We start from the raw sequence: 4563 nt of genomic DNA, 5'->3' as shown, positions 1-4563 counted from the left end.
TTCTGCCGACCCGAGCAGAGTGTGGGCGATGTCATCACCGAGCTGCAGGACCGGCAGACCACACTCCTCGACCACCACTACTACGGACTGGCCGACATCCAACGCGGCACCGGACTACCCGCCCTGTTCGACACTTTCGTTGGGTTCGAGAACTACCCGGTCGACCGTGAGGGCATCAGCGAGGCGAACACCTCGGCGGGGATCACGGTCGACGCCATCCGGCCGCTCGCGGGCGCCCACTACGCGCTCGCCCTCGGCTCCGGTGATCCCTACCTGAGGCTCGTCCTCGACTACCAGAACAACCTCTACGACCCCGACGAGGCTGGGGCGATCGCTACCCGGTTGGTGCGGGTGTTGGAGCAGGTGGCCGCCGACCCGCAGCTGCCGGTCGGTGCGATCGAGGTGCTCTCGGGGCAGGAGCGCGAGTGGCTGCTGCGGGAGGTCAACCAGACAGCGCACCCGGTGGCCGCGGGCACTTTGCCGGACGCGTTCGAGGGGCAGGTGGAGCGTGGCCCGGACCGTATCGCTGTGGTTGGCGAGCGGGAGACGCTGACCTATGCGGAGTTCAACCGGCGTGCCAACCAGTTGGCGCACTGGCTGGTCGAGCAGGGCGCGGGTCCCGAGCGGATCGTGGCGGTGCGTATCCCCCGTTCGGTTGAGCTGATGGTGGCGGCCTACGCGGTGGTCAAGGCCGGTGCGGCCTATCTGCCGGTGGACACCGAACTGCCCGAGGACCGGGTGCGCCAGCTCCTGGACAGCGCCGAGCCCGTGCTGACACTCGACGAAACACTCCCACAAGTCTCCGGGTATCCGGAGACCAACCCGGAGCGTGTGTTGTCACCGGACAACGCCGCCTATGTCATCTACACCTCCGGCTCCACCGGTGGCCCCAAGGGTGTGCAGGTGTCACACCGGTCGATCATGAACCGCATCGAATGGGGTCTGGCGCACTTCGATGTCACGCCCGAAGACCGGATGCTGTTCGGCACGTCGCCGGGCTTCGACGCGTCGGTTCCGGAGCTCTTCGCCCCGTTGCAGATGGGCGCCGCGGTCGTCATCGCACGCCCCGACGGGCGCCGCGAACCGTCCTATCTGGCCGAGCTGATCCAACGGGAGCAGGTGACCAGCGCGGTCTTCGTATCCTCCCTACTGGAGAGTTTCCTCGCCGAACCCGCGGCGAAGAAGTGCACCAGCCTGCGCTGGATCGAGGTCGGTGCTGAGCCGTTCCCGGCGGCGCTGGCCAACAGCGCCACCGATCTACTGCCCGGCTGCGTCGCCCACAACCTCTACGGCCCGACCGAGGCCGCAGTGGAGGTCACCGCATACCGACATGTGCCGGGCGCTGACCGGGTGCCGATCGGCACACCGATCTGGAACACCCAGGTGTATGTGCTGGACCAGGCCCTGCGCCCGGTCGCGCCCGGCGTCACCGGTGAGCTGTACCTCGCCGGCATCGGACTCGCCCGAGGCTACCTCGGACAGGCCGCGCTGACCGCTGAGCGGTTCATCGCCAGCCCCTATGGCGAGCCCGGCACACGGATGTACCGCACTGGCGACCTCGTGCGATGGAACAAGGACGGCCAGCTTGAGTACGTCGGCCGAGCCGACTTCCAGATCAAACTCCGCGGGTTCCGCATCGAACTGGGCGAGGTGGAGTCGGCGCTGACCGCGCACCCGGATGTCGACAAGGCGGTCGCCGTCGTGCGGGAGGACCGCACCGGTGACCAGCGGCTGGTCGCGTATGTGGTGCGGGACGGCGAGGCGGACCCGGCCGGGCCGGATGTCGAGGCCCTGACGGACCGGCTCCGGGAGCATCTGCCGGAGTACATGGTCCCCTCGGCGATCGTGCCGATGGCCGAGTTTCCCACGACACCCAGTGGGAAACTCGACCGAGCCGCGCTCCCCCCACCCGACCACGCCGGAGCCGCGACTGGGCGGGGGCCGCGCAACCACAAGGAAGAAGTCCTGTGCCGGCTGTTCGCCGAGCTGCTCGGTGCGGAGGAGGTCGGCGTCGACGCCCACTTCTTCGACCTCGGCGGGCATTCGCTGCTGGCCACCCGGTTGATCGGCCGCATACGCACGGAGCTCAACGTCGACGTGAAGGTCACGACGGTCTTCGGTAATCCGACCGTCGCCCAGTTGGTGGTTCAGATCGAGGAACTGGCCACGTCGAACCGACCCCAGCTGCGCCAGATGACCGATTAGGAGAGCGTCGATGATCCCGTTGTCCTTCGCCCAGAGCCGGCTGTGGTTCCTCTACCGCCTGGAAGGCCCGTCCGCCACCTACAACGGCCCGTTCGCCCTCCGCCTGGAGGGGCCGCTGGACACCGCGGCCCTGGCCGCGGCGGTGCAGGACGTCGCCACCCGGCACGAGGCTCTGCGTACCCTGATCGTGGAGGACGCGGACGGCACACCGGAGCAGCGGATCCTGCCTGCGCAGGAGGCGGCCCTCCCCTTCCGGGTGGTCGACGTGGCCGCGGACGCGTTGGACGCGGCACTGCACCAGGTGGCATCCGAGACGTTCCGCCTGGAGACAGACCTTCCCCTACGGACGACGGTGCTCCGGACCGGTCCCCTGGACCATGTCCTGGCGTTCGTGTTCCATCACATCGCCGCCGACGGGGCGTCGATGGGGCCGTTCCTCCGCGACCTGGTGTCGGCGTACTCGGCCCGCCACCAGGGGAATGCCCCGGACTGGACGCCGCTTCCGGTGCAGTACAAGGACTACACCCTGTGGCAGCGGCAGTTGCTGGGCGACGAAGACGACCCGGGAAGTATCACCGCGGAGCAACTGGGCTACTGGCGGCAGGAACTGGCCGGGGTGCCGCAGCCGGTGCAGCTGCCCCTGAACCGGCCGAGGCCGACGGCCGCCGACCACCGCGGCGGGCACGTCGACTTCGAGCTGGAACCCGAACTGCTCGCCGGGATCGGGAAGCTGACCGCGGACCGCGGTGCGACGGCGCCGATGGTCGCTCAGGCCGCGCTCGCGGTTCTCCTGCACCACCTGGGCGCCGGTAACGACCTGACGATCGGCAGCCCGATCGAGGGCCGCGCCGACGAGCAACTCGACGACCTGATCGGGTTCTTCGTCAACACCTGGGTACTGCGTGTCGACCTGTCAGAGAACCCGTCGTTCGGTGATCTCGTGGATCAGGTGCGGGCAAGGGCCCTGGCCGCGTACGACAACCAGGACATTCCTTTCGAGCGCCTGGTGGGGCTGGTCAACCCGGAGCGCTCCACCTCGTACTCGCCGCTGTTCCAGGTGATGCTGGCCTGGCAGTTCCCGTGGTCGGAGATCGAGATGCCGGGTCTGCGGGTCGCACCGGTCGCGGTGGGCACCGATACCGCGAAGTTCGACCTGTTCTTCAACATCATTCCGGATGTGTCCGGGCGCGCGTATGGGCGGCTGGAGTACGCGGCGGAACTGTTCGACCACTCAACGGCCGAGAGTTTCGTCGACCGTTATGTGCGTGTGCTGCGGCAGGTGGTCGCCGACCCAGGGGCGCGGCTCAGCGGGGTGGATGTGCTCACCGACGCCGAGCGGGATTGGTTGGCACGGCTCAACAAGACCGCGGCACCGGTATCTGGGGCGACGGTGCCGGAACTCGTCACAGCCCAGGTGATGGAGACACCGGACGCGATCGCGGTGGTGGCCGGGCGAACCACGTTGTCGTATCGGGAGCTGAACGAACGCGCCGGCAAGTTGGCCACGCTCCTGCGCGAACGTGGGGTCGGGCCGGATGTGCTGGTGGCGGTCGCGTTGCCACGGACGGCGGACCTGGTCGTCACCCTGCTGGGTGTGCTCAAGGCCGGCGGTGCCTATCTGCCCATCGATCCCGAGTACCCAGCCGCGCGCATAGACCTCCTGCTCAACACCGCCGATCCCGCACTGGTACTGACCGATGGGGAGACGGCGGCGGTACTGCCGGAATGCCAAGTGCCGATACTCCAACTCGCCGACTTGAACGTCGACGGCCTCGACGGGGCCGTCGTCGAAGGGGCGGACCCGCGTATCAGGCCGGACAACCTGGCGTACGTGATGTACACCTCCGGCTCCACGGGCAAGCCCAAGGGCGTCGCCATCACCCACGCCACCGTGGTCAACGCCGTGCGCCATGTGCGGCAGACGGCACAGATGGAGCCGGGAGCCCGTATGCTCGCCGCGACCTCGGTGACCTTCGATGTCTCGGTGTTCGAGATCTTCGCCGCACTCGCCGCCGGAGCGAGCGTCGAGATCGTGCGTGACGTACTCGAACTCGCCGAACGCGACCGATGGTCGGGCACCACCATCAACGCGGTGCCGAGGGTGTTCTCCGCACTCCTCGATACCGTGATCAAGAACCCGGGCGCCCTCGAACTCGACTTCCAGACCGTGATCTTCGGCGGCGAGGCACTCTCGGCCGATCTGGTCCACAGGGTGCACCAGGCGTTTCCTGATGTCCGGGTCGTCCACGGTTACGGACAGACCGAGAGCTTCTACTACTCCGTTTTCGAGGTCCCGCGGCAGTTGGCGGGGGTGGGTGCGATTCCGATCGGGAGACCGGTCGCGAACATGCGTGCCTA

At 68.0% G+C, this 4563-nt stretch carries 2 protein-coding genes; both read left to right on the top strand.

All coding sequences use genetic code 11. The annotated features are described in order from the left end of the window. The coding region (locus NBG84_RS32855; RefSeq protein ID WP_250923338.1) for a non-ribosomal peptide synthetase at positions 1-2205 on the top strand (2205 nt) is incomplete at its 5' end. A 10-nt stretch (positions 2206-2215) separates the two neighbouring features. Then, on the top strand, positions 2216-4563 hold a 2348-nt coding region (locus tag NBG84_RS32850), incomplete at its 3' end, for a non-ribosomal peptide synthetase (protein ID WP_250923337.1).

Origin of the sequence: Streptomyces albipurpureus (assembly GCF_023701525.1) — a bacterium.
In the GTDB taxonomy this organism is placed as follows: domain Bacteria; phylum Actinomycetota; class Actinomycetes; order Streptomycetales; family Streptomycetaceae; genus Streptomyces; species Streptomyces albipurpureus.
The sequence above is the reverse complement of the archived record's forward strand: the minus strand, read 5'-3'. Positions and strand labels throughout refer to the sequence as shown.